The sequence below is a fragment of the Streptomyces sp. NBC_01451 genome (assembly GCF_036227485.1).
GTDB lineage: Bacteria > Actinomycetota > Actinomycetes > Streptomycetales > Streptomycetaceae > Streptomyces.
In genome coordinates this window covers 7,378,248-7,401,044 of sequence record NZ_CP109479.1, presented here as the reverse complement: position 1 = coordinate 7,401,044, position 22,797 = coordinate 7,378,248, and the positions used below count along the sequence as shown (strand labels likewise).

Here is a 22,797-nt window from a genome sequence, read left to right as displayed (position 1 = left end):
TGTACGAAATGTCCCGAGCGGTTACGCGGTTCCGCGCACGCCCTTCGCGAGGTCGGCGGCGAGTTCCCGCACGGCCTCGACACCGGCCGCGTGGTCCGGGGCGTCCAGCATCCGCTTCACGAAGGCCGACCCGACGATCACCCCGTCGGCGAAGCCGGCGACCTCGGCGGCCTGAGCGGCGTTGGAGACCCCCAGCCCGACGCAGACGGGCAGGTCGGTGCCGGCGCCGCGGGTGCGCCGAACCAGGTCCTCCGCCTGCGCGCCGACCGACGCCCGGGTCCCCGTGACGCCCATGAGCGAGGCGGCGTACACGAACCCGCTGCCCGCCGCGGTGATCTCGGCGAGCCGCGCGTCCTTGCTGCTGGGCGCGACGACGAACACGGTAGCGAGCCCGTGCTTCTCGGCGTGCTCCCTCCACAGCGCCGACTCCTGCACCGGCAGGTCGGGCAGGATGCACCCGGCGCCGCCCGCCTCCGCGAGCTCGGCGGTGAACCGCTCGACGCCGTAGCGGTCGATCGGGTTCCAGTACGTCATGACGAGCACCGGCTTCCCGGTGGCCTCGTACGCCTCCCGGACCGTGCGCATCACGTCCGCGATCTTGACGCCGCCGCGCAGGGCGATGTCGTCGGCGGTCTGGATGACAGGTCCGTCGAGCACCGGGTCGCTGTGGGGCAGCCCGACCTCGACCACGTCGGCGCCGCCCTCGAACGCTGCCTTGATGGCGTCGATCCCGCCGTCGACGGTCGGGAACCCGGCGGGGAGGTACGCGATGAGCGCGGAGCGGCCCTCGGCCTTCGCACCGGCGAGGGTGTCGCTCAACAGCTGGATGTTGCCGCTCACTTGGCGTCCCCCTCGATCTCGGCGGCGGCGCTGCCCGCGTTGGCCGCGACGGTGGCGTCGGCCTCGGTGTCGTACAGGTTGAAGTACCGGGCGGCGGTGTCCATGTCCTTGTCGCCGCGCCCGGAGAGGTTGATGACGATCAGCCCGTCCTTGCCGAGCTCCTTGCCGATCTCCAGCGCACCGGCGAGCGCGTGGGCGCTCTCGATGGCCGGGATGATGCCCTCGGTGCGGGACAGCAGGCGCAGCGCCTGCATGGCGGCGTCGTCGGTGACCGCGCGGTACTCGGCGCGGCCGGTGTCCTTGAGGTAGGAGTGCTCGGGTCCGATGCCCGGGTAGTCGAGTCCGGCGGAGATGGAGTAGGGCTCGGTGATCTGCCCCTCCTCGTCCTGGAGGACGTACGACCGCGAGCCGTGCAGGATGCCCGGCTCACCGGCGGTGAGGGTGGCGGCGTGCTCGCCGGTCTCGACACCGTGCCCGGCGGGCTCGCACCCGATGAGCCGGACGCCGGCGTCGGGGATGAAGGCGTGGAAGAGCCCGATGGCGTTGGATCCGCCGCCGACGCAGGCGACGGCGGCGTCGGGCAGCCGCCCGGCCTGCTCCAGGAGCTGCCTCCGGGCCTCGACACCGATCACCCGGTGGAAGTCGCGCACCATGGCCGGGAAGGGGTGCGGCCCGGCCACGGTCCCGAACAGGTAGTGCGTACGGTCGACGTTGGCGACCCAGTCGCGGAACGCCTCGTTGATGGCGTCCTTGAGGGTGCGCGACCCGGACTTCACGGCGACGACCTCTGCGCCGAGCATGCGCATCCGGGCGACGTTGAGGGCCTGGCGCCGGGTGTCGATCTCGCCCATGTAGATGGTGCAGTCGAGCCCGAACAGCGCACAGGCGGTCGCGGTGGCGACCCCGTGCTGACCGGCACCGGTCTCGGCGATGACGCGGGTCTTGCCCATCCTCTTGGTGAGGAGGGCCTGCCCGAGCACGTTGTTGATCTTGTGGGACCCGGTGTGGTTCAGGTCCTCCCGCTTGAGGAAGACCCGGGCGCCACCGGCGTGCTCGGCGAACCGGGGCACCTCGGTGAGGGAACTGGGCCGCCCGGTGTAGTGGACGAGCAGATCGTCGAGCTCACGGGCGAACTCTGGGTCGGACTTCGCCTTGTCGTACTCGACGGCGACCTCGTCCACGGCGGCGACGAGCGCCTCCGGGATGAACTTGCCGCCAAAGGCACCGAAGTACCCGTCGACGTTGGGTACTTGACCCTCAGGATCAGGAATGAAGAACTCACTGGACATACGGCTACCTCGCAGGGGCAAGAAAGCCCCGGGGTCGATCGGACAAGGTCACGTATATGGCGTGCAGCGCGACGAGGGGTTGGCAGCGGGTGCCGTGCAAACACCGCCGCCCAGGACGCGCCCTTCAGGGGCGCGGGGAACTGCGCGACCGGCCACAACGGGCCCACAGCCGAAGAACCACCCCTCGCGAAGCGCTCAGCGCAGGGCGCAGCCCGATCAGACGAGCCGCATCCCTACCGCCAGGCCCCGCAGGGCCATCGCATCCCGTTGACCTGTCCGGGCTCATCCCCGATGACATACCGGACCCGCCGCCCGTGCACACGCCTCGCGGGCGCACGGCAGCCACGTGGACGGCAGCCGCGCGCGAGGCGGGCGTACCGGTCCATCGGTGTCAGGGTGAGTGTCATCGGCGCCAACTCTAGCGGGAGATCAGCCCCGCCCGTGCCGCAGCGCGGGGTGCTCGCCGGCGGCCACCAGGTCCGACACGGCGGACTTGGGGTCACGGCCGGTGACGAGGGACTCGCCGACCAGCACCGCGTCGGCGCCCGCGTTGGCGTAGGCGATCAGATCGTGCGGGCCTCGGATACCGGACTCGGCGATCTTGACGACGCTGTCGGGGATCTCGGGGGCGACCCGCTCGAACGTGGCGCGGTCGACCTCCAGCGTCTTCAGGTTGCGCGCGTTGACACCGATGATCCGGGCCCCCGCGTCGACCGCCCGCTCGACCTCGTCCTCGTCGTGCACCTCGACGAGCGGGGTGAGCCCGATGGACTCGGCGCGCTCGATGAGGGACTCCAGGGCGGACTGGTCGAGGGCGGAGACGATCAGGAGGGCCAGGTCGGCGCCGTACGCCCGCGCCTCCCACAGCTGGTACGACGTGACGATGAAGTCCTTGCGCAGCACCGGGATGTCCACCCGGGCGCGCACCGCCTCCAGGTCCGCCAGCGAGCCGCCGAAGCGGCGCTGTTCGGTGAGGACGGAGATGACGGCCGCGCCGCCCTCCTCGTAGTCGGCCGCGAGGCCGGCCGGGTCGGCGATCGCCGCGAGCGCGCCCTTGGAGGGGCTGGACCGCTTGACCTCGCAGATGACCTTGACGCCGTCGCCGCGCAGTGCGGCGACCCCGTCCTTGGCGGCGGGAGCCTTCGCCGCGCGCTCCTTGAGCTCGTCGAGGCTGACGCGCGCCTGTCGCTCCGCGAGGTCGGCACGGACTCCGTCGATGATCTCGTCGAGCACACTCACGCGAGCGGCCCCCTTCCAGACGGTAGGCGATTGGCTGTTCAAGCCATTCACACCAATTGAAGCTGCACAAACTGTCAAAGTAGGTCACTCCGATGGTATCCGGAGGAGGGCGAGCCCCTCGCATCCGGTTGACACCGGTCCCACTACCTGGACATTCATCATTTGATCAAGGGTGGAGCCAGCCACCGAACGGCAGGTTCCGGACAACCGTGAAGACCAGCAGCAACGCGCCCAGACTCCACAGCTGCACCGGCCTGAGGTCGATCCGCATCGGCCGTCCGCGCGCCGCGCGAACCACCCAGACGGTCCACAGGACGGCGAAGGCCAGGTATCCCGTCACGGCGAGCGCGTTGGCCCCGAGGGCCGTCACCCAGTCGCCGTGCACGAAGGCGTAGGCGCTGCGCAGTCCGCCGCAGCCGGGGCAGTACACGCCGGTCAGCCGCAGGAGCGGGCAGACGGGGTAGTGGCCGGGCTGGTTGGGGTCGACCGTCCCGACGTAGGCGAAGGCCCCGGCGACGGCCGCGAGCACCCCGGCGGGCACGGCAACCCGTCCCGCCACGGTGCCGGCGCCCGGCGGCACGCCCTGTTGAGCCCGCTCGGTGTTCACCCCACGCATTCTGCCCCCTGCGGGGCGTACACGCGCGAGGGGCGGCCCGGCGCTTTCGCCGGACCGCCCCTGCCAGTCCGAAAACCGGTCCCCTACGGGGTTCAGCTCCCGGCACCCGCCGGTTCACGCGTGACCTGGTGGCCCTCACGGCCCCGGGTGGTCGGCTTCTGCTTGCCGAGGCCCATCGCGGCCATGATCCAGCCGACGACACCGCCGAGGACCACGATCACCATGCCGGCCCAGAAGCCGAGCGGCTCGGCCATCACCATGAAGGCGCCCGATACGCAGAAACCGATGATGGTGATGGTGACGCCGGTCCAGGCGGCCAAAGTGTGACCGTGGCTGCTGCCCGCCATGACTTGCTCCTCGTTGCTGAGTTGCTGGTTGCTGAGTTGGTGAATGCAGTACGTGGTGAGCCGGACGCTCGTCGCCCATTGTCACGCACGCGCACGCGTGGGGTATGCCCGGGGTCAACACAGCGAGTCGCTCCGGGGCTGAGCGAGCCCGGCGCAGGCGGCACCGCCCGGCAGGGGCGCGGGGCCGCGCATGTCCGCGGCTCCGCCGCGTGGGCGCGACCGGCCAGGACGGGCCCGCGGACGGCGCACCGCCCTTCCGGCGGAGCGCTACGCCCCCGTGGGGTCCTCGCCCCGGTCGAGGGCCTTCCAGATCTCCTCGGGCCGGTCGGGGTCGGCGGCCCTCGCCCGGGGGCGTGGCCGGGCGGCGCCACCACGCTCGTAACGGCCGGACATGGCGGGCCACAGACGGCCGTAGCGCAGGGCGAGGAGTCCGGCGAGGAGGATCAGCGCGCCGCCGACCGCGGCGGCGTACGGCCAGGCGGTGTGGCTGAGGGTGCTCACGGTGGCGGCGGTGTCGCCGGTGGCCCGGGCGGCCTTCTCGTCGAGCGCGGAGCTGTCGGAGGCGCCGAGGACGGCCGCCGCGACCGTACCGGCGCCGGAGAGCGCGAGCAGGGCGGCGACCAGGAGGCGCCCGGAGCGGCGGACGGCGAAGACGGCGACGAGCGCGGCGAGGCCCACTATGGCGAGGGCCGCGGGCACGCCCGTGACGTCGCTGCCGCTGGCGGTCAGCGGGAAGTCGCCGCCGGCCACCGTCGTGGTGCCCTCGGACCAGCGTTGCCGGGTGGCGAGCAGCGCGACGGCCGCGCCGAGCGCACCGGCCAGCAGGGCGACGGCGAGGCTGAGCCGGCCGGCCCGGCCGGGAAGGGGGGCTTCGGAACGGGGGGAAGGTACGGGTACGGCAGTCACGTACCCCACTATCGCCTGAACCCCGGGCGAAGCGTCACCCGGGGTTCAGTGAGAAGCGCCCCATTCGCGGGGAACGCCCTACTGTCCGAGCCGGTTCGCCGTGTGGACGGCGCGCAGGACCGCCGCCGCCTTGTTGCGGCACTCGTTGTCCTCCGCGACCGGGTCGGAGTCGGCGACGACACCGGCGCCCGCCTGGACGTACGCCGTGCCGTCGCGCAGGAGGGCCGTGCGGATGGCGATGGCGGTGTCGGAGTCGCCCGCGAAGTCGAGGTAGCCGACGGCGCCGCCGTACAACCCCCGCCTGGACGGCTCCAGTTCGTCGATGATCTGCATCGCGCGCGGCTTGGGCGCCCCGGAGAGCGTGCCGGCCGGGAAGCAGGCCGTCAGGACGTCGAAGGCGGTGCGGCCGGACGCCACGCGGCCGGTGACGGTCGAGACGATGTGCATGACGTGCGAGTACCGCTCGACGGACATGAAGTCGACGACCTCGACGGAGCCCGGCTCGCAGACCCGGCCGAGGTCGTTGCGCCCGAGGTCGACGAGCATGAGGTGCTCGGCGCGCTCCTTGGGGTCGGCGAGCAGTTCCTCGGCGAGGGCCTGGTCCTCCTGCGGGGTCGCCCCGCGGTGCCGGGTGCCCGCGATGGGGTGGACCATGGCGCGCCCGTCCTCGACCTTGACGAGGGCCTCGGGGGACGAGCCGACGACGTCGAACCCGTCGAAACGGAACAGGTACATGTACGGGGACGGGTTGGTGGCGCGCAGCACCCGGTAGACGTCGAGCGCGCTTGCCGTGCACGGCGTTTCGAAGCGCTGGGAGGGGACGACCTGGAAGGCTTCCCCGGCCCGGATGCGCTCCTTGATGTCCTCGACGGCCACCTGGTAGTCGGGGCCGCCCCACAGGGCCGTGTACTCGGGGAGTTCGGAGGGCGGGAGCGCCGCGGGCGGCTGGGAGACCGCGCGCGAGAGGTCGGCCTGCATGGCGTCGAGGCGGGCCACGGCGTCCGCGTGGGCCTCGTCGACGCCGGTGTCGAGGTCGTTGTGGTTGATCGCGTTGGCGATCAGCAGGACCGAGCCCTCCCAGTGGTCCATGACGGCCAGGTCGCTGGTGAGCAGCATGGTCAGCTCGGGCAGCTTGAGGTCGTCGCGCTCACCGGGACCGATCTTCTCCAGGCGGCGCACGATGTCGTAGCCGAGGTAGCCGACCATGCCGCCGGTGAAGGGCGGCAGGCCCTCCTGGTGGGGGGTGTGGAGGGTCTCGATGGTGGCGCGCAGGGCGGCGAGCGGGTCACCGGCGGCAGGCACGCCCACGGGCGGGGTGCCGAGCCAGTGGGCCTCGCCGTCGCGGGCCGTGAGGGTGGCGCTGGAGCGGACCCCGACGAAGGAGTAGCGGGACCAGGAGAGACCGTTCTCGGCGGACTCCAGCAGGAAGGTGCCGGGGCGTTCGGCGGCGAGCTTGCGGTAGAGCGCGACCGGGGTGTCGCCGTCGGCGAGGAGCTTGCGGGTGACGGGGATGACGCGCCGGTCGGTGGCCAGCTTGCGGAAGGTCTCGAGGTCCATGGCGGCTGACCTTACTGACCCTGCGGGAGTACACCGGAATCGGCGTCCTCGAACGACACGTCGAGCAGGATGTCCGCGTCGAAGCAGTTCCGCGCGCCGGTGTGGCAGGCGGCGCCCACCTGGTCGACCTTGACGAGCACGGTGTCGGCGTCGCAGTCGAGGGCGACGGACTTCACGTGCTGGACGTGGCCGGAGGTGTCGCCCTTGACCCAGTACTCCTGGCGGCTGCGCGACCAGTAGGTGCAGCGGCCGGTGGTCAGGGTGCGGTGCAGCGCCTCGTCGTCCATCCAGCCGAGCATGAGCACCTCACCGGTGTCGTACTGCTGGGCGACGGCGGGGACGAGCCCGTCGGGGCCGCGCTTGAGACGCGCGGCGATCTCCGGGGCCAGGGGGCTGGGGCCGCCGGTCCTGCTGGGCGGGGGCGTGCTGCTGGTCATGGGGCCATTGTGCCGCGCCCCACTGACACGGCCCGCAGATGTCCATGGAGTGGATAGGGGCGGCGCGGTGGGGGTCCCCCCGGCCTTTGAGGCACTGGGGGAGCCCCGGTGAGGGGTCGTGGCCGGGCGACGGGTGGGCGGACCGTGGGGACAGTCGTACGCTTGCTGGCATGTCTACCTACGCGAAGCGTGAACGACTTCTTCTCGCCGACCTGTTGGAGACCGAGGGCCCCGACGCCCCGACTCTGTGCGAGGGCTGGCAGACCCGTGATCTCGCCGCGCACGTGGTGGTGCGCGAGCGCCGCCCGGACGCCGCCGGCGGACTGCTGATCAAGCAGCTCGGCTCCCGTCTCGACCGGGTGATGGCGGAGTTCGCCGACAAGCCGTACGACGAGCTGATCCAGCTGATCCGCACCGGCCCGCCGCGTTTCTCGCCGTTCTCCCTCAAGCAGGTGGACGAGGCGTCGAACATCGTGGAGTTCTACGTCCACACGGAGGACGTCCGCCGGGCGCGGCCCGACTGGACGCCCCGCGAGCTGGACCCGGTCTTCCAGGACGCCCTGTGGTCCCGGTTGGAGCGCACCGCCCGGCTGACGGGCCGGGGCGCGGCGACGGGCCTGGTGCTGCGCCGCCCGGACGGCCAGACGGCGGTCGCCCACCGCGGCACCCCGGTGGTCACGGTGACCGGCGAACCGTCCGAACTGCTGCTGTTCCTGTACGGCCGCCAGGAGGTCGCCGACGTGGAGCTGGACGGCGACAAGGACGCGATCGCCAAGCTGCACGAGTCGAAGCAGCTGGGGATCTAGGTCGGGGGCGCCCCGCGCCCCCGACAGGGGCGCGGGGAACTGCTCGACCAGCCCCACCGGACCCGCGGCCAAAGAACCGCGTGTCAGCGAACAGGATGCCCGGCCGCGCGCAGCGCCCCCTTCACCTGCCCGATCCGCAGATCCCCGAAGTGGAAGACGGAGGCGGCGAGGACCGCATCCGCGCCCGCCGCGACGGCCGGCGCGAAGTCGGCAAGGCGGCCCGCTCCCCCGCTGGCGATCAGCGGCACGCGCACGTGCTTGCGTACGGCCTCGATCATCTCGATGTCGTAGCCGTCCTTCGTGCCGTCCGCGTCCATCGAGTTGAGCAGGATCTCGCCGGCGCCCAGTTCGGCGGCCTGGTGGGCCCACTCGACCGCGTCGATGCCGGTGCCGCGCCGGCCGCCGTGGGTGGTGACCTCGAAGGAGCCGGACTCGGTGCGGCGGGCGTCCACGGACAGCACCAGCACCTGGCGGCCGAACCGCTCGGCGATCTCGCGGATCAGATCGGGACGCGCGATGGCGGCCGTGTTGACGCCCACCTTGTCGGCACCGGCGCGCAGCAGCTTGTCGACGTCCTCGGCCGCGCGCACCCCGCCGCCCACGGTCAGCGGGATGAACACCTGCTCGGCGGTGCGGCGCACCACGTCGTAGGTGGTCTCGCGGTTGCCGGAGGAGGCGGTGATGTCCAGGAACGTCAGTTCGTCGGCGCCCTCGGTGTCGTACACCTTGGCCATCTCGACGGGGTCGCCCGCGTCGCGCAGGTTCTGGAAGTTGACGCCCTTGACGACACGGCCGTTGTCCACGTCCAGGCAGGGGATGACTCGTACGGCAAGGGTCATGCTGCGGACACCCCTCGGAACGCCTCCACCTCGACCTCGACGACCAGACTGGGGTCCACGAGGCCGGCGACGATGATCATGGATGCGGCGGGCCGGACGGAGTCGAACAGCTCCTTGTGGGCGCGTCCGACGTCGTCCACGTCCCGCGCGTGGGTGATGTACATGCGCGTGCGCACGACGTCGTCGCGGCCGAGCCCCAGCTGCTCCAGCGCCGCGAAGGCGACCTTGAAGGCGTTCACCGCCTGCTCGTAGGGACCGCCGCCGGCGATCTCGCCGTCCACGATCGAGGTGCAGCCGGAGACCAGCACCAGGCCGTTCGGCAGCTCCACCGCGCGGGAGTACCCGAAGGTGTCCTCCCAGGGCGCACCGGTCGTGACACGCCGTACGTCGCTCACTTGGCCACCGCCTCCAAGGCCTCTTCCAGGGTGAACGCCTTCGCGTACAGGGCCTTCCCGACGATGGAGCCCTCGACACCGAGAGGTACCAGCTCGGCGATCGCCCGCAGGTCGTCCAGGGACGAGACGCCGCCGGAGGCCACGACGGGCCGGTCGGTCGCCGCACAGACGTTCCTCAACAGCTCCAGGTTCGGGCCCTGGAGGGTGCCGTCCTTGGCGATGTCGGTCACGACATACCGGGCGCAGCCCTCGGAGTTGAGGCGCTCCAGCGTCTCGTAGAGGTCGCCGCCGTCCCGGGTCCAGCCGCGTCCACGCAGGGTGGTTCCGCGGACGTCCAGACCTACCGCGATCTTGTCGCCGTGCTCGGCGATGACCTTGGCGACCCACTCGGGGGTCTCCAGGGCTGCCGTGCCGAGGTTCACCCGGGTGCAGCCGGTGGCGAGGGCCGCGGCCAGCGTGTCGTCGTCCCTGATGCCGCCGGACAGCTCCACCTTGATGTCCATCGCGCCGGCGACCTCGGCGATCAGCTTGCGGTTGTCACCGGTGCCGAAGGCGGCGTCCAGGTCGACCAGGTGCAGCCACTCGGCGCCGGAGCGCTGCCAGGCGAGGGCGGCCTCCAGGGGGGAGCCGTACGAGGTCTCCGTACCGGACTCGCCGTGCACGAGGCGGACGGCCTGGCCGTCGCGGACGTCGACGGCGGGGAGGAGTTCGAGCTTCGCGGAAGAGAGCGAGGGCATCAGAGGGTTCCGATCCAGTTGTTCAGCAGCTGCGCTCCGGCGTCGCCGGACTTCTCGGGGTGGAACTGGGTGGCCCACAGGGCGCCGTTCTCGACGGCCGCCACGAAGGGCTTGCCGTGCGTCGACCAGGTGACCTTGGGGGCACGCATCAACGGGTTCACGGTCTCCAGGGACCAGTCGTGGACGGCGTACGAGTGGACGAAGTAGAAGCGCGCGTCGGCGTCAAGGCCCGCGAAGAGCTGGGAGTCCGCGGGGGCCTCGACGGTGTTCCAGCCCATGTGGGGCACGATGTCGGCCTGGAGGGGCTCGACGGAGCCGGGCCACTCGTCGAGGCCCTCGGTCTCGACGCCGTGCTCGATACCGCGCGCGAAGAGGATCTGCATGCCCACGCAGATGCCCAGCACGGGACGCCCGCCGGACAGCCGGCGCCCGACGATCCAGTCGCCGCGCGCCTCCTTGAGGCCCCGCATACAGGCGGCGAAGGCGCCGACGCCCGGCACGAGCAGCCCGTCCGCGTTCATGGCCGTGTCGAAGTCACGCGTTATCTCGACGTCGGCACCCGCGCGCGCGAGAGCGCGTTCGGCGGACCGGACGTTCCCGAAGCCGTAGTCGAAGACGACGACCTTCTTGGATGCGTTCGACGCACTCAATTCCATACCTCCAGCCTCATGACGCCGGCGACCAGACACATCGCGGCGCCGATCGAGAGCAGCACGATGAGGCTCATCGGCATCTTCTGCTTGACGAAGGAGTAGATCCCGCCGAGCAGGAAGAGTCCGACGACGATCAGGACGGTGGAGAGGCCGCTCATGGCTTACAGGGCGCCCTTCGTGGAGGGGAGGATGCCCGCCGCGCGCGGGTCACGCTCGGAGGCGTAGCGCAGCGCCCGCGCGAGGGCCTTGAACTGGCACTCCACGATGTGGTGCGCGTTGCGACCGTAGGGCACGTGCACGTGCAGCGCGATCTGGGCCTGGGCGACGAAGGACTCCAGGATGTGCCGGGTCATCGTGGTGTCGTACTCGCCGATCATCGGCGCCATCTTCTCGGGCTCGGTGTGCACGAGGTACGGGCGGCCGGACAGGTCCACCGTCACCTGGGCGAGGGACTCGTCCAGGGGGACCGTGCAGTTGCCGAAGCGGTAGATCCCCACCTTGTCGCCGAGCGCCTGCTTGAAGGCGGCACCGAGGGCGAGGGCGGTGTCCTCGATGGTGTGGTGCGAGTCGATGTGCAGGTCGCCCTCGGTCTTCACCGTCAGGTCGAACAGACCGTGCCGGCCGAGCTGGTCGAGCATGTGGTCGTAGAAGCCGACGCCCGTCGACACCTCGACCTTGCCGGTGCCGTCGAGATCGATCTCGACGAGGACCGACGTCTCCTTGGTGGTGCGCTCCACGCGTCCGACGCGGCTCATGACTCGTCCTGCTCTTTCTTCAGTTCACGTACCGCGTCGAGGAACGCGTCGTTTTCGGCGGGGGTTCCGGCGCTGACCCGCAGCCAACCCGGGACGCCGTTGTCCCTCACCAGGACACCCTGGTCGAGGATCTTCTGCCAGGCCGTGTGGGAGTCCGCGAAGGTGCCGAACTGCACGAAGTTGGCGTCGGACTCGGTGACGTCGAACCCGATGGCGCGCAGTTCGGTGACCAGCCGGTCCCGCTCGGCCTTCAGCTGCTCGACGTAACCGAGCAGTGTGTCGGTGTGCTCCAGGGCGGCCAGGGCGGTCGCCTGTGCCACGGCCGACAGGTGGTAGGGCAGTCGTACGAGCTGTACGGCGTCGACGACGGCCGGGTGCGCGGCGAGATAGCCGAGGCGCAGGCCGGCCGCGCCGAACGCCTTCGACATGGTCCGCGAGACGACGAGATTCGGCCGTCCTTCGATCAGCGGCAGCAGTGAGTCGCCGTGGCTGAACTCGATGTACGCCTCGTCGACCACCACCATGGACGGCCTGGCGGCCTGCGCGGCCTCGTACAGCGCGAGGACGGTCTCGCGCGGGACCGCGTTGCCGGTGGGGTTGTTGGGGGTGGTGATGAACACGACGTCGGGCCGGTGCTCGGCGATGGCCTGCTCGGCCGCCGCGAGATCGATCGTGAAGTCGTCGTTCCGGGGACCGGAGATCCAGCCGGTGCCCGTCCCGCGCGCGATGAGCGCGTGCATGGAGTACGACGGCTCGAAGCCGATCGCCGTACGGCCGGGCCCGCCGAAGGTCTGGAGCAGTTGCTGGATGACCTCGTTGGAGCCGTTGGCGGCCCAGACGTTGGCGAGGCCGACCTCGTGGCCCGAGGTGTCGGTGAGGTACCTGGCGAGCTGCGTGCGCAGCTCCACGGCGTCCCGGTCGGGGTAGCGGTTGAGGTTCCGGGCCGCCTCGCGCACCCGCTCGGCGATCCGCTCGACGAGCGCCTCGGGCAGCGGGTAGGGGTTCTCGTTGGTGTTCAGCCGTACGGGGACGTCGAGCTGGGGCGCGCCGTACGGCGACTTGCCGCGCAGCTCGTCCCGTACGGGGAGATCGTCGATGCCGGTCACTTGCTCTCGGGAACCTTCCAGTCGAACCGTGCCTTGATCGCCGCCCCGTGGGCCGGCAGGTCCTCCGCCTCCGCCAGCGTCACCACGTGGTGCGCCACGTCGGCGAGGGCCTCGCGCGTGTAGTCCACGATGTGGATGCCGCGCAGGAAGGACTGGACGGACAGACCCGAGGAGTGGCAGGCGCAGCCGCCGGTGGGGAGCACGTGGTTGGAGCCGGCCGCGTAGTCGCCCAGTGAGACGGGCGCCCAGGGGCCGACGAAGACCGCGCCCGCGTTCCTGACCCGGTCGGCGACGGCCGCCGCGTCCGCCGTCTGGATCTCCAGGTGCTCGGCGCCGTACGCGTCGGTGACCCGCAGGCCCTCGTCGATGCCGTCGACCAGCACGATCGCGGACTGGCGGCCGGAGAGCGCCGGGACGATCCGGTCCTCGATGTGCTTGGTGGCCGCGACCTGCGGCTCCAGCTCCTTCTCCACCGCGTCCGCGAGCGCCACGGAGTCGGTGACGAGGACGGCGGCGGCCAGCGGGTCGTGCTCGGCCTGGCTGATCAGGTCGGCGGCGACGTGTGCCGGGTCGGCGGTGTCGTCGGCGAGGATCGCGATCTCGGTGGGACCGGCCTCGGTGTCGATGCCGATCTTCCCCGCGAAGTACCGCTTGGCGGCGGCGACCCAGATGTTGCCCGGGCCCATGACCATGTTCGTGGGGGCGCAGGACTCGGTGCCGTACGCGAACATCGCGACGGCGGTCGCGCCACCGGCCGCGTACACCTCGTCGACGCCGAGCAGCGCGCAGGCGGCGAGGATCGTCGGGTGGGGCAGACCGCCGAACTCCGACTGCGCCGGGGAGGCGAGGGCGATCGACTCGACGCCCGCCTCCTGCGCGGGAACCACGTTCATGACCACGGTCGACGGATACACGGACCGCCCGCCGGGCGCGTACAGCCCGACCCGGTCCACGGGCACCCACTTCTCGGTGACCGAGCCGCCGGGCGCGACCTGGGCCGTGCGGGTCGTCCGGCGCTGCTCGCGGTGGACGAGACGGGCGCGGCGGATGGACTCCTCCAGGGCCGCGCGGACGGCCGGGTCGAGCTGTTCCAGCGCGTCGGTGAGGGCCTGCGCGGGCACGCGTACGGATTCCAGCCGGACTCCGTCGAACTTCTCGGCGAAGTCGATCAGCGCCGCGTCGCCCCGATGATGAACGGCCTCGCAGATCGGACGCACCTTCTCCAGGGCGGCCGAGACGTCGAAGTCGGCTCGGGGCAGCAGGTCGCGCAGGGCGGGACCCTCAGGGAGGGCGTCGCCGCGCAGATCGATTCGAGAGATCACGCGGTCAATTCTCTCAGACGGGGGTCGGGCGCCGTCCGCGCGTATCAGTGGCTGATACAGAGCGTTGCGGACCACCGCACGGGAACTTGGAAGATCACCCTCCCGTCCTGAGTTCAGAGGGTTACCGAGCGGGCAGAACGGTTGTACGAAACCCGTCAGTAACACCTGGTGACACGGGGAGGAGTGGGAGAAGGTCGTGACAGAGGGTGCCGGCATCCGCGCGGGGGGCTCGGCGAACACGGGGGAACCACCGGACGATCTGAGCGCCGCCGAGCTCGGCATGTGGCTCGCCTTCCGCAACGGCAGCGTGTACGACCTGAGCAGCGGCGACACAATCGTCGACGACCCGCACGGCGGCCATCCGTGGGGCGCCGAACGCACCGTACGGGCCCGGATCGTGTGCTGGCTGCTCCTGGACGGCCCGCCGGCGCTCGCCGGGCGCGTGGCGTCCCTCAAGCTCACCGGCGTGCAGATCAACGGCACGCTGGATCTGGCGGGCGGCACGATCGTGCCGTACGTGGAGCTGAAGAGCTGCCGGTTCGAGAAGGAGATCCTCCTGCCGGAGGCCCACTTCACGACCGTACGGCTGGTGAACTGTTCGGTGCCCCGGCTGGAGGCGGCCCGGGTGCACACCGAGGGCGATCTGCATCTCCCCCGCTGCCGCTTCCACAACGGCGCCCGGCTCACCGACGCGCAGATCGGTACGGATCTGCTGCTCAACCAGGCCGTCGTCTACCGGGACCGGCGCGGGCGCTCGATCGTCGGGGACGGCATGAGCGTCGGCCAGGACCTCCAGGCCGAGATGCTGGAGTCGCACGGCGAGCTGAGCCTGCGCGGGGCGACGATCGGCGTCTCGCTGAGCCTGCGCGGCAGCCGGCTCGCCAACCCGTACGGGAGGCTCGCGCTCAACGCCCCCCAGCTGACCGTGGGCCGCACCCTGTATCTGACCCCGGCGGGCGTCTGGAACCCCATCCTGACCAGCGGCACGACCCCCGCGCGCGGGACACGCGTCCAGCGCTTCGAGTGCGAGGGCGGCATCCGGCTCGACGACGGCCGGTTCGGCGACGCCGTCGACCTCGAACGCGCCCGCCTCGTCTTCACCGACGACCAGCAGCTGTCGCTGCTCCGGATCCAGACGCCCGAGCTGCGCTTCCTCGGGGAACGGCCGGAGCGCGGCAAGGTGGTGCTGTCGGGCGCCAAGGTCGTCAACCTCGTGGACCGGGCGGACAGCTGGCCGGGACCGGGCAACCTGCACATGGGCGGCTTCGCGTACGAGAACCTCGTACCGCAGGGGCCGTTCCCGCCGGCGGAGCGGCTGGCGTGGGTGGCGGCGGCGACCGCCGAGTACAGCCCGGAGCCGTACGAGCGGCTGGCCACCGTCCTGCGCAACGGCGGCGAGGACGAGGACGCGCGCGAGGTGCTGCTCGCCAAGCAGCGCCGGCGCCGCGAGACCCTGCCGCCGGCGGCGAAACTGTGGGGGTACGTGCAGGACTGGACGGTCGCCTACGGGTACCGGCCCGGCCGGGCGGCCGTATGGATGGCGGTGCTCTGGGCGGCGACGTCGGTGGCGTTCGCGCACGCGAGCCATCCGCCGCTCAAGAGCGGGGAGCACCCGCCGTGGAACCCCTCCCTCTTCGCCCTCGACCTGCTGCTCCCGGTGATCGACCTGGGCCAGGTCGGCTTCTGGCAGCTGCGCGGCGGCTGGCAGTGGCTGGCCGCGGCGATCATCATGCTGGGCTGGGTCCTGGCGACGACGGTGGCGGCGGGAGCGACCCGGCTGCTGCGCAGAAACTGAGCGAGGCTCATTTTTCTTCACCATCCCCTCACGTCGGACCGTACAACTAAAAACAGGGTGCGCGTTTGCTCTGGCGCGACCCCGACCTGCGCCTTTCAATGGTCGACACCATGGCTTCGCTGCGTGCGTTCCTCCGTGCCACCAGGGCGGAACGGAACACTCCGCCGTCTCCACGCCTCGCCGCCGCCGGACTGCCAGCCGACGACGAGGTACTGCTCGACGCGCCCGACGCCCGCCTCGGTCCCGTGCTCGTCGCGGCGGGCCGGGGCGAGTACGGACCGGCGGCCGAACTGCTGGCCGCCACCCGCGCCAGGGCCGAGTGGGAGAACCGCGACCGGTACGTGATCCGGCTGGCCGCGTTCGCGCACTCCCGCGCCGAGTGGTTCACGTCCTGGCGCGCCGACGCCCCGCACGACCCGGACGCGCTGCTCGTCGGCGCCGAACTGGCGGTGACCCGCGCCTGGGCCTCCCCGGCCCGCGCGGAGCTCCTCCAGCAGACCGGCCCGCTGGTCGAGGCCGCCGCCGCGGGCGACCCGCGCGACCCGGTGCCCTGGCGCATCGCCCTGGACCGGGCCCGGGGCAGCGACACGGACCACCGCGAGTTCGAGCGGCTGTGGGGCGAGGCCGTACGCCGCTCACCGCACCACTACGGCTGCCATGTGGCGGCGCTCCAGTACCTGTCCACGAGCCCGTTCCGGTCCCCGGGCGGACGCGGCTCGCACCGTGAGTGCTTCGACTTCGCCGAGCGGGCCGCGCAGGACGCCCTGCCCGGCTCGCTCGTCCAGGCGCTGCCCCTGCATGCCGCCTTCGCCTGTCTGACCGAGAGCGACGGCAGCACGGTGGTGGGCCGGGCCCGTCTGGACGCGGCGGCGGACGCCGGGGTCGCGCTGTCGGCGACGCACCCGGCGGCGGACCCCTGGCCGGCCGAGCTGCGCAACCTGCTGACGTACGTCCTGGTGGGGCTCGACCGCTGGCAGGACGCCCTCCTCCAGCTGCGCCTGACCGGCCCGTACGCCGCCTCCTTCCCCTGGGACCGGTTCTCGGACGACCCCCTCGGCAGGTTCCTCGAAGCACGCGAGGAGGTCCGCCGGAACGCGCCCGCCGCCCGCTGCGCGGCCTGCGCCGGTCATCCACTGAGTGAGCAGGGCGGACGCGCACACTCCGGCGACCATTAGGCTCTCCCGACGTGACCATCGTCCGGCTGCCGCTCTTTCCGCTGAACTCGGTGCTGTTCCCGGGACTCGTCCTCCCGCTGAACATCTTCGAGGAGCGATATCGCGCCATGATGCGCGAACTTCTGAAGACCCCCGAGGACGAACCACGCCGGTTCGCCGTCGTGACGATCCGCGACGGCCACGAGGTGGCGCCCAGCGCACAGGGCCTGCCCGACCAGACGGCGGTGCCCGAACGCGGGCCCACCGCGGGCTTCGGCGACGACCCGGTCAAGGCGTTCCACTCCGTGGGGTGCGTGGCGGACGCGGCGACGATCAGGGAACGCGCGGACGGCACGTACGAGGTACTGGCCACCGGTACGACCCGGGTACGGCTGGTGTCCGTGGAGGCGTCCGGTCCGTTCCTGACGGCTGAGCTGGAGGAGCTGGAGGAATCCGCCGGCGACGGGGCGGGCGCGCTGGCGGAAGGCGTCCTGAGGGCCTTCCACCAGTACCAGAAACGCCTGGCGGGCGCGCGGGAACGCTCCCTGTCGACGGGCGCCGACCTCCCCGACGAACCGTCGGTGGTGTCGTATCTGGTGGCGGCGGCGATGATGCTGGACACCCCGTCGAAGCAGCGCCTGCTCCAGGCCCCGGACACGTCGTCCCGCCTCCGCGAGGAACTGAGGCTCCTGCGCACCGAGACGGCGATCATCCGCGGTCTCCCGTCCCTGCCGGCGTCGGAACTGACGCGCGGCCCGACAAGTCTCAACTGAGGGGGAGCAGGACCCGGGATGGCGAAGAAGAAGCAGCAACAGCCGGGCGGAACTCCGGCGACGGTGGCGCTGACGGCGGCGGGCGTCACGTACACGGTGCACGCGTACGAGCACGACCCCGCGCACCCCTCGTACGGCGAGGAGGCCGCCGAGGCGATGGGGGTGTCGCCGGAGCGCGTCTTCAAGACCCTGGTGGCGGACGTGGACGGGATCCTGACGGTCGCGGTGGTCCCGGTGGCGGGCCGGCTCGACCTGAAGGCGCTGGCGACGGCGGTGTCCGGCAAACGGGCGTCGATGGCGGACCCGACGCTCGCGGAACGCACGACGGGCTACGTCAGGGGCGGTATCTCCCCCCTTGGCCAGCGCAAGAAGCTCCGGACGGTCCTGGACAACTCGGCGGACGCCCACCCCACGATCTGCGTCTCGGCGGGCCGCCGGGGCCTGGAGGTCGAGCTGTCCCCCGCGGACCTCACCAGCCTCACGGAGGCGGTAAGCGCCCGCATCGCCCGCGCTTGATACGCGATCCCCGCCGGCATTTCAGCCCGTCCGGCGCTTGAGGACGAGGCCCGTTCAGGGCCGACAGCGGGGGTCTGGGGGCGCAGCCCCCAGTGGGGGTCCCCCCTCTGGGGGAGGGACGGGTCAGGGCGGCGGGGGCGAGAAACCACACGTCAGGCCGGAGGCACCTGTTCGTAGCCCACCGGCTCCGGATCCCGGGGCCCGAACAGCCCCGTCAACCCGAGATGCACCAGCAGCGCGCCCACGGACCACACCAGCAACGCCCCCTTCGCGCCCAACTTCAACGGCGCCGAGAACGTGACCCCCTTGCCCGCGTCCTTCGCGTGCGCGAGCACATCCTGGGCGGGCCCGAGCCACACGCCCAGCCGCCAGGCCAGCACCGACCCGAGCAGGCCCCCGACCGTCAGCGCGGCCACCAGCGGCACACCCCCGCGCCGCCGCACGAGGAAAGCCCCCAGCGCGCTCAGCGCGCCCAGGGCGAACGCCAGCAGAGTAAACGTTCCGTCGACACCTATCGCCTGTTCGCCCTCGCTGTCCTTGACGTACACGACCCAGCTGTTGTCGACCACGTCCCCGACCAGCGGCACACTCGGCGCCAGCCACCACCACAGCAGCCCGAGGGCCACCCCGCCGAGCGCCAGGACCACCGTGACGACGGCGGCCTCCCGCAGCTCGGTCTTCATCCCCGGGCCGTCCTGCCCGTACGCCGGCGCGAACCCGCTTCCCCCGGACGGGTCCGGCCAGAACTGCCGGGACCGGCCGTCCGGGGCCTGCTGGAGCGAGGGCTGCTGCTGCAGGGGCTGCTGGGACTGCGAGGCCTCGCCGTGTTCGCGCGAGGGCTCTTGGTGCGGCGGCGGAGGAGGAGTCAGCGGTGCGGTCACACCGACATCGTGCCAGGCCCGTCTGTGCGGCGCGTCACCGGACGGCCGCCCGACGGTACGCCCAGGTCGCGACGGCCAGCGAAACCACCCCGACCCCCGCGCACACGGCGAGGTCACCGAAGACGAAGGCCCAGTCAGGGTCCGCCCCGAAGGTCCGGGCGAAGGCCTCCACCCCGTACGTGGACGGCAGCAGGTCCCGCGCGAACCGCACCACCCCGGGCATCCGGTCCGCCGGCAGCACCCCGAGCAGCAGCGCCGCCGACATGCCCAACTGCCCGAGCAGCGTGGCGAGTTCCGGCCGCGGCGCGAGCAGCCCGAACGCGGCGCCGAGCCCGGCGAGCGCGGCCCCCGCGAGCGGGATCACCAGGGCGAGCACCCACAGGTGCGTCAGCGGCAGCCCGTACAGCAGGCACCCGAACACCGCCGTCACTACGGTTCCCGGCACGGTGAAGGAGGCGTACGCGCCCGCCGCTCCCAGCACCACGGCCGCGGGCGGCACCGGCAGCGTGGCGTAGTGATCGAGTCCACCGCTGGCCCGGAGCTGCCCGAAGTACTGGGCGAGCAGATTCAGCGCGACGAAGGCCACGACGAGCACCGAAGCCCCGGCCACCACGGCCCGTGCCTCGCCGCCCCCCTCCACGACACCCCGCATCAGGATCATGATGCCGACGGACTGGAAGGTCGCCACGAACAGCAGCGGAATCCGCGCGACCCGGGCCCGGGACAACTGCGCCCGGTACACCGCGACGAGCGCGGGCCACAGCCGCGCACGCGGTCCGAGCTCGGCCGTCGCGCGCCGCGCGGGCGACTCCTCCATGGCCGGAGCGCTGCCCGGCAGCACCTCGGCGGGTACGACACTCACGTCGAGCTGCTCCTCTTCGTCCCGGTCACGACAGCCGCCCTCTCCCCCACAAGCGCCCGCACACCTACCCGTACGGATCCAAAGCCCCCCGCACTCACGCCAGTCCTGCCTGTCGTACCTGTCATCCCGCTCACGCCTTCACCAGCCCCTGCGCATTCCCCCCGAGCGCCAGGTACACGTCCTCCAGGCTCGGCGTGGCCAGCGTGAAGTCGTCCAGCGCCGTGAAGGCGGCCCCGCCGGTGACGGTGGCGACGGCCGCGCGGGCCTCCTCGGGAGCCAGCCGCAACGTCCACCTGCGCCCCGACTCGACCGCCCGGTCGCGCAGCGCGGCGACCTCGGGGACATGCAGGGGCGCCGCCTCCCGCCAGACCAGATCGACCCGGACCTCGCCCGCGACCTGCTCCTTCAGCCCGGCCGGGGTGTCGCACGCGATCACCCGCCCCCGGTCGAGAACGGCCACCCGGTCGAGGACCGTCTCCGCCTCGATCACGTTGTGCGTCACCAGCAGCACCGTCGTACCGCGCTCGGCGCGCCGCCGGTCGACCGCCGACCACACCGCCCGCCGCGCCACCGGATCCATCCCGGTCGTCGGCTCGTCGAGGACGAGCAGCGGGCGTTCCCCGACGAGTGCGGTGGCGAAGCACGCGAGCCGCCGTTGCCCGCCGGACAGCTTGCGGATGGGCCGGGCGGCCAGCGCCGTGAGGCCCAGTTCCTCCAGGACGGCGTCCCGTTCCGCGCGCGCCTGCCGTACCTCCAGGCCGCGCAGTCGAGCGGTGGTCTCGACGGCGAGCGAGACGGTCAGGTCGTCGAGGGCGCTGGACTCCTGGCCGAGGTAGGCGAGGATGCGCGCGGCCCGCTCCGGGTGGCGTACGACGTCGTGGCCCAGGATCTCGACGCTGCCCCGGTCGGGGCGCATCAGGCCGGTGATCTGCCGGACGAGGGTGGACTTGCCGGCGCCGTTCGGCCCGAGCAGCCCGAAGATCTCGCCGCGCCGGACGTCCAGGTCCACGGCGTCGGTGGCCTGGACCTCGGGGGTGCCGGGGGCGCCGCGTCGGCCGCGTACGGCCCGATACGTCTTGGTGAGATCGCGCACCGCGCACACGACGTCGTCACCGTGTCGGGCTGCGTGTGCCGTGCGCGTACTCACGAAGGCGAGAGTACGGGGTGCCCGACTCCGCCTGAAATCCAACCCCCGCCCCGCCCTTTCCCCGAGGGGGCCGCTCACTCCCCCGCGGGCGCGTGCTCCGCGGCCGTACGGACGTCGATCTCGCGCCAGAAACCGGCCCTGATCGCATACCGGTCGTGCTCGTCGATCTGGTCGTCCTTGTGGGCGAGCAGGCCGAAGCGGGCGGCGTAGCGCAGCAGCTCGCCGTCGATGCGGTGCGGGATGCGGGGGTACATCGTGGACAGTTTCTGCACCTGGGCGGGTTCCGGGAGGCGCTCCATCCAGCGGCGGGAGAACACCTGTCCGACCTCGTACGGATCACCGCCGACCGTGGTGATGTCCTCCTCGCGGTCCGCCCAGCGCTGCTCGGCCGAGGTGAGCTGGGCGAGCGTCGGCATGGCGGCGATCTCGGGGGGTTCGGCGGCCACGCCCGGCCGGTCGACCCAGCCCTTGTCGGAGGACCAGCGCAGGGTCGCGTTGGCGGGATGCTGGGCCGGCTGGGCGCCGGGGGCCCGCAGTGCGGCCAGGTCCTTGGGGGTCGGTACGCCCTTGGCGGTGGGTACGCGCTCCTGCTCGCCGTTCTGCTCGGCGGGCGCCGCCGAGTGCTCCTGCTGCTCGCCGCCGTCCCGCTCGGCCGCCGGCGCGTGCGCCGACTCGGGCAGCGGCGCGGACAGGATCGCGGCGATCTCGGGCCGGGGCACGGGCTGCGGCGCGCAGACCCCGCCGGGTTCCTTGGCCCGTACGGCCTTGGTGATCCACGCGCGGTCGAGGACGCGCCGTTCGTCGGCCTCGGCGACCAGGTCCTCGGACTGGTTGTAGTCGCCGTCGGCCGCCTGCACGGCCCACAGGTGCACGGCGACCCCGTGCTCCTTGGCCGCCATCATGCCCGGCAGCAGATCGCCGTCGCCGGTGACGAGGACGATGTCGGAGCAGGCGCGGTTGCGGGCCAGTTCGGTCAGCTCGGCGTGCATGGCGGCGTCGACGCCCTTCTGGGCCCACCGTCCGTCGCTGCGGGTCAGGGCACCGAGCCGGACGGTGACCCGGGGCATCACACGGAGTCTGCGGTGCTCGGGCTGGGGCACCCGGTCGGGGGCGCCGTCGAACCAGTAGATGCGCAGCAGTGGGCGTTCGGTGTCCGATTCGGCGCGTTCGCGCAGGCCCTGGATGAGGGCGGGGTGGTCGACGGTGATGCGGGACCGCGAGGGCTCTCCGGCGAGAAGACTCGCTGCGGCCCCCAGCAGATACCCGGCGTCCACCAGGACGATGCAGCGGTCCACGCGATCCACCCTCTTTCCGGGAGGTTTGCTTCGGGCTTGCTTCGAGTCTGCCCGACCGCGCGGGGGTTAACGGCCCGAACTCGATCTTCGGCGTGGCGTTCCCCGAGTCGGCCGGGGGTCCCACCGCACGTCTCGACCCTATTACGCACGGCGTTGAGCGCGGCATTACGCACGGTAATTCTCCGACATGCGCGCTTTGTCGGGTCATGTGAATCTGATTCCGGTCTCTGGCCCCCGGATCCCCCTCAGGAGGAAGATCATCATGGCCAAGAACAAGAAGCAGAGCCGCCCGCACGAACAGGCGTCGCAGGCCGAGCGCGGTACCGAGCAGGCGAAGTCCTCCTCGATGGAGTCGCAGGCCGAGCAGCGCGCCACCCAGGTGACCCCCGGCGACATGGCGCGCAAGGGCCGGCAGAAGCGCTTCGGCCACAACTGACCCGCCGCCGAGCCACCATCGGGCCGTCACCGGCTGAGGCAGCCGACCGAACAGCGGGCTGTTGAAGCCCGGGCACAGTGAGGGGCGCACCCGG

27 protein-coding genes are annotated in these 22,797 nt (G+C 72.0%); 6 read left to right on the top strand and 21 right to left on the bottom strand.

Annotation, left to right across the window (positions count from 1 at the left end; all coding sequences use genetic code 11):
* Positions 1 to 21: 21 nt before the first annotated feature.
* The 9 genes from trpA to hisI all read right to left on the bottom strand — a co-directional run bounded on the left by trpA (position 22) and on the right by hisI (position 7,231).
* Positions 22 to 840: a tryptophan synthase subunit alpha gene (gene trpA, locus OG595_RS32565; RefSeq protein ID WP_329278245.1), complete on the bottom strand. Its 819-nt coding sequence runs from the start codon at positions 838 to 840 to the stop codon at positions 22 to 24.
* Positions 837 to 2,129: a tryptophan synthase subunit beta gene (trpB, locus tag OG595_RS32560; RefSeq protein ID WP_329278242.1), complete on the bottom strand. Its 1,293-nt coding sequence runs from the start codon at positions 2,127 to 2,129 to the stop codon at positions 837 to 839. Before trpB ends, trpA begins: the two co-directional genes overlap by 4 nt.
* A gap of 233 nt (positions 2,130 to 2,362) precedes the next feature.
* Positions 2,363 to 2,536 carry a tryptophan biosynthesis modulator TrpM gene (gene trpM, locus OG595_RS45455; RefSeq protein ID WP_371659256.1) on the bottom strand — a complete coding sequence of 58 codons (174 nt, stop codon included), beginning with the start codon at positions 2,534 to 2,536 and terminating at the stop codon, positions 2,363 to 2,365.
* Between the two features lie 22 nt (positions 2,537 to 2,558).
* Positions 2,559 to 3,368: an indole-3-glycerol phosphate synthase TrpC gene (gene trpC, locus OG595_RS32555; RefSeq protein WP_329278240.1), complete on the bottom strand. Its 810-nt coding sequence runs from the start codon at positions 3,366 to 3,368 to the stop codon at positions 2,559 to 2,561.
* Positions 3,369 to 3,534: 166 nt separating this feature from the next.
* Positions 3,535 to 3,984: a DUF2752 domain-containing protein gene (locus OG595_RS32550; protein WP_329278238.1), complete on the bottom strand. Its 450-nt coding sequence runs from the start codon at positions 3,982 to 3,984 to the stop codon at positions 3,535 to 3,537.
* Between the two features lie 92 nt (positions 3,985 to 4,076).
* Entirely contained in the window at positions 4,077 to 4,331 is a 255-nt protein-coding gene (locus tag OG595_RS32545; RefSeq protein WP_329278235.1) for an HGxxPAAW family protein, read from the bottom strand.
* A 267-nt stretch (positions 4,332 to 4,598) separates the two neighbouring features.
* A complete protein-coding gene (locus tag OG595_RS32540) occupies positions 4,599 to 5,246 on the bottom strand; it encodes a TIGR02234 family membrane protein (RefSeq protein ID WP_329278234.1) in 648 nt (215 codons plus the stop codon).
* Positions 5,247 to 5,315: 69 nt separating this feature from the next.
* Positions 5,316 to 6,794, bottom strand: a complete 1,479-nt coding sequence (locus OG595_RS32535; protein ID WP_329278232.1) for an anthranilate synthase component I — start codon at positions 6,792 to 6,794, stop codon at positions 5,316 to 5,318.
* Positions 6,795 to 6,805: 11 nt separating this feature from the next.
* A complete protein-coding gene (gene hisI / locus OG595_RS32530) occupies positions 6,806 to 7,231 on the bottom strand; it encodes a phosphoribosyl-AMP cyclohydrolase (protein ID WP_329278230.1) in 426 nt (141 codons plus the stop codon).
* A gap of 170 nt (positions 7,232 to 7,401) precedes the next feature.
* Between hisI and OG595_RS32525 the strand changes: the two genes are divergently transcribed.
* The gene (locus tag OG595_RS32525; protein WP_329278228.1) at positions 7,402 to 8,037 is read left to right on the top strand and encodes a TIGR03085 family metal-binding protein; all 636 of its coding nucleotides are present in this window, start codon (positions 7,402 to 7,404) and stop codon (positions 8,035 to 8,037) included.
* An 83-nt stretch (positions 8,038 to 8,120) separates the two neighbouring features.
* Here OG595_RS32525 and hisF read toward each other — a convergent pair whose 3' ends face one another.
* The 8 genes from hisF to hisD are packed head-to-tail and all read right to left on the bottom strand — an operon-like array spanning position 8,121 to position 13,844.
* Positions 8,121 to 8,876, bottom strand: coding sequence for an imidazole glycerol phosphate synthase subunit HisF (hisF, locus tag OG595_RS32520; protein WP_329278226.1), 756 nt, complete (start codon positions 8,874 to 8,876; stop codon positions 8,121 to 8,123).
* A complete protein-coding gene (locus OG595_RS32515) occupies positions 8,873 to 9,271 on the bottom strand; it encodes a RidA family protein (protein WP_329278224.1) in 399 nt (132 codons plus the stop codon). The genes hisF and OG595_RS32515 overlap by 4 nt, the downstream gene beginning before the upstream one ends.
* Positions 9,268 to 10,008: a bifunctional 1-(5-phosphoribosyl)-5-((5-phosphoribosylamino)methylideneamino)imidazole-4-carboxamide isomerase/phosphoribosylanthranilate isomerase PriA gene (priA, locus tag OG595_RS32510; protein WP_329278222.1), complete on the bottom strand. Its 741-nt coding sequence runs from the start codon at positions 10,006 to 10,008 to the stop codon at positions 9,268 to 9,270. Before priA ends, OG595_RS32515 begins: the two co-directional genes overlap by 4 nt.
* Entirely contained in the window at positions 10,008 to 10,664 is a 657-nt protein-coding gene (gene hisH / locus OG595_RS32505) for an imidazole glycerol phosphate synthase subunit HisH (RefSeq protein ID WP_329278220.1), read from the bottom strand. The genes priA and hisH overlap by 1 nt, the downstream gene beginning before the upstream one ends.
* Positions 10,655 to 10,819 (bottom strand): hypothetical protein, encoded by a 165-nt coding sequence (locus tag OG595_RS32500; RefSeq protein ID WP_006377507.1) that lies wholly within the window; start codon positions 10,817 to 10,819, stop codon positions 10,655 to 10,657. The genes hisH and OG595_RS32500 overlap by 10 nt, the downstream gene beginning before the upstream one ends.
* A 3-nt stretch (positions 10,820 to 10,822) precedes the next feature.
* Entirely contained in the window at positions 10,823 to 11,416 is a 594-nt protein-coding gene (hisB, locus tag OG595_RS32495; RefSeq protein ID WP_006377508.1) for an imidazoleglycerol-phosphate dehydratase HisB, read from the bottom strand.
* A complete protein-coding gene (locus OG595_RS32490; protein ID WP_329278216.1) occupies positions 11,413 to 12,522 on the bottom strand; it encodes a histidinol-phosphate transaminase in 1,110 nt (369 codons plus the stop codon). The genes hisB and OG595_RS32490 overlap by 4 nt, the downstream gene beginning before the upstream one ends.
* A complete protein-coding gene (gene hisD, locus OG595_RS32485) occupies positions 12,519 to 13,844 on the bottom strand; it encodes a histidinol dehydrogenase (protein WP_329278214.1) in 1,326 nt (441 codons plus the stop codon). The genes OG595_RS32490 and hisD overlap by 4 nt, the downstream gene beginning before the upstream one ends.
* Positions 13,845 to 14,040: 196 nt before the next feature.
* On the opposite strand from hisD, the gene OG595_RS32480 reads away from it, so the two are divergent.
* From OG595_RS32480 to ybaK, 4 genes are all read left to right on the top strand, one after another.
* Positions 14,041 to 15,639: an oxidoreductase gene (locus tag OG595_RS32480; RefSeq protein WP_329278212.1), complete on the top strand. Its 1,599-nt coding sequence runs from the start codon at positions 14,041 to 14,043 to the stop codon at positions 15,637 to 15,639.
* A gap of 98 nt (positions 15,640 to 15,737) precedes the next feature.
* Positions 15,738 to 16,814, top strand: coding sequence for a hypothetical protein (locus tag OG595_RS32475; RefSeq protein ID WP_329283408.1), 1,077 nt, complete (start codon positions 15,738 to 15,740; stop codon positions 16,812 to 16,814).
* Positions 16,815 to 16,825: 11 nt separating this feature from the next.
* On the top strand, positions 16,826 to 17,566 hold the full coding sequence (locus tag OG595_RS32470) for an LON peptidase substrate-binding domain-containing protein (RefSeq protein ID WP_329278210.1): 741 nt from the start codon (positions 16,826 to 16,828) through the stop codon (positions 17,564 to 17,566).
* 18 nt (positions 17,567 to 17,584) lie between these two features.
* Positions 17,585 to 18,082 (top strand): Cys-tRNA(Pro) deacylase, encoded by a 498-nt coding sequence (gene ybaK / locus OG595_RS32465; protein WP_329278208.1) that lies wholly within the window; start codon positions 17,585 to 17,587, stop codon positions 18,080 to 18,082.
* A 152-nt stretch (positions 18,083 to 18,234) separates the two neighbouring features.
* Here the strand turns inward: ybaK and OG595_RS32460 are convergent, their stop codons facing one another.
* The 4 genes from OG595_RS32460 to OG595_RS32445 all read right to left on the bottom strand — a co-directional run bounded on the left by OG595_RS32460 (position 18,235) and on the right by OG595_RS32445 (position 22,267).
* Positions 18,235 to 18,963, bottom strand: a complete 729-nt coding sequence (locus OG595_RS32460; RefSeq protein WP_329278207.1) for a hypothetical protein — start codon at positions 18,961 to 18,963, stop codon at positions 18,235 to 18,237.
* 34 nt (positions 18,964 to 18,997) lie between these two features.
* The gene (locus tag OG595_RS32455) at positions 18,998 to 19,825 is read right to left on the bottom strand and encodes an ABC transporter permease (RefSeq protein ID WP_329278206.1); all 828 of its coding nucleotides are present in this window, start codon (positions 19,823 to 19,825) and stop codon (positions 18,998 to 19,000) included.
* A gap of 130 nt (positions 19,826 to 19,955) precedes the next feature.
* Positions 19,956 to 20,927, bottom strand: coding sequence for an ABC transporter ATP-binding protein (locus OG595_RS32450; RefSeq protein ID WP_329283406.1), 972 nt, complete (start codon positions 20,925 to 20,927; stop codon positions 19,956 to 19,958).
* A gap of 119 nt (positions 20,928 to 21,046) precedes the next feature.
* Positions 21,047 to 22,267, bottom strand: coding sequence for an NYN domain-containing protein (locus OG595_RS32445; protein ID WP_329278205.1), 1,221 nt, complete (start codon positions 22,265 to 22,267; stop codon positions 21,047 to 21,049).
* Positions 22,268 to 22,529: 262 nt separating this feature from the next.
* Between OG595_RS32445 and OG595_RS32440 the strand changes: the two genes are divergently transcribed.
* On the top strand, positions 22,530 to 22,703 hold the full coding sequence (locus tag OG595_RS32440; RefSeq protein WP_203690633.1) for a hypothetical protein: 174 nt from the start codon (positions 22,530 to 22,532) through the stop codon (positions 22,701 to 22,703).
* The last annotated feature ends 94 nt before the right edge of the window (positions 22,704 to 22,797 follow it).